This window comes from Pseudomonas sp. 05T35, from assembly GCF_056396605.1.
On the sequence record NZ_JBFTLU010000714.1, the window covers coordinates 1 to 1,429 of the forward strand.

Here is a 1,429-nt window from a genome sequence, read left to right on the forward strand (position 1 = left end):
CCAATAGCCGGGTCAGTTCGATCATGGGACGCTTCAAGGTCAGGTGAACCCGTGAATGCCGCCCGCGCGTTTCGCGTGGGCATCACCTTCAAGGGATACCCATGAATAACTTTGAAACATAAGCCTCCTTTTTCATTGAGGAAAATGGTCAAAATGCGCAGCGTGAATTGATCAACGAGAGATAACCGATGAAAACCACACTGCGTCTGGCGGCCCTTGGTGCCCTGTTCATCAGCTCCCTGGCCCATGCCGCCGAGCTGATTCCGATCGATGTCCACCGCGATGCCAATTGCGGTTGCTGCAAAAAGTGGATCGCGCACCTGGAAGCCAATGGCTTCAAGGTCAACGATCACGTCGAAACCAACATGAGCGAAGTCAAGCAGCGCCTCGGCGTCCCGCCGCGGCTGGCTTCGTGTCACACCGCGGTGATCAACGGCAAATTCGTCGAAGGCCATGTTCCCGCTGATCAGGTTCTGGCCTTGAGCAAATCCGACCTGCTTGGCGTGGCTGCTCCGGGGATGCCCATGGGCTCGCCAGGCATGGAAATGGATGGCATGGCCGATGCTTATCAGGTCATTGGGTTGACTGAAAATGGCACCGATAAAGTGGTCGCCAACTACCCGGCCCGGTAATGCTCGTTGGCTATCTCGGGCTGTTCTTCGCGGCATTCGGTGCCGCGACGCTGTTACCGTTGCAGTCCGAGGCCGTGCTGGTGGGATTGTTGCTCAACGGCGAGCATGGGCTGTGGTGGCTGCTCGCCGTCGCCACGCTCGGCAACGTGCTGGGTTCGTTGCTGAACTGGTGGCTGGGACGCAGCATCGAGCGCTTCAGGGAGCGTCGCTGGTTTCCGGTCAGCCCTGTTCATCTGGACAAGGCCCGCACTCACTATCAACGTTATGGCCATTGGTCACTGCTGCTGAGCTGGGTGCCGATCATTGGCGACCCACTGACCCTGGTGGCCGGCGTGATGCGAGAACCCATGGGGCGTTTTTTGCTGATCGTGACCTTCGCCAAAGGTGCGCGTTATGGTGTGCTGGCGCTGGCGACACTGGGCTGGATACCTTGACCCTTGGGTGCGGCCACATTGTTAATGTCGCCCTAATCACCACGCTCCAGCATCGACCGATTCGCAACGGAGTTCACCTATGCCCCGCTCACGTCCTCTTCGGTTGTCCGGCCTGCTCCTGACGCTCGCCCTGCCCGTCCTGGCCCACGCCGACGGGCCTGCCTATGGGCCGGAGCTACAGGGTTTCGACTACCCCTATACCCTCAAGCATTTTGCTTTCGAGTCTCAGGGTAAAAACCTGCAAATGGGTTACATGGACGTCGCCGCCAGCGGCAAAGCCAACGGTCGCAGCGTCGTGCTGATGCACGGCAAGAATTTCTGCGGCGCAACCTGGGACAGTTCGATCAAGGCCCTGAGCGATGC

Annotated in this window: 2 protein-coding genes and 1 pseudogene; all 3 read left to right on the top strand. The window is 59.1% G+C overall.

Features of this window, described 5'->3' with window-relative positions; all coding sequences use genetic code 11:
* The first annotated feature begins 188 nt into the window (after window positions 1-188).
* On the top strand, window positions 189-632 hold the full coding sequence (locus tag AC1DH9_RS29135) for a DUF411 domain-containing protein (RefSeq protein WP_427537443.1): 444 nt from the start codon (window positions 189-191) through the stop codon (window positions 630-632).
* Window positions 632-1,066, top strand: a complete 435-nt coding sequence (locus AC1DH9_RS29140; protein ID WP_427537446.1) for a YqaA family protein — start codon at window positions 632-634, stop codon at window positions 1,064-1,066. The genes AC1DH9_RS29135 and AC1DH9_RS29140 overlap by 1 nt, the downstream gene beginning before the upstream one ends.
* 79 nt (window positions 1,067-1,145) lie before the next feature.
* Window positions 1,146-1,429 (top strand): annotated as a pseudogene (locus AC1DH9_RS29145) (alpha/beta fold hydrolase); the annotation flags it as partial.

Coding starts and splice junctions, on each gene's coding strand:
- AC1DH9_RS29135 (WP_427537443.1), top strand. CDS start 189: ATGAAAACCACACTGCGTCTGGCGGCCCTTGGTGCCCTGTTCATCAGC.
- AC1DH9_RS29140 (WP_427537446.1), top strand. CDS start 632: ATGCTCGTTGGCTATCTCGGGCTGTTCTTCGCGGCATTCGGTGCCGCG.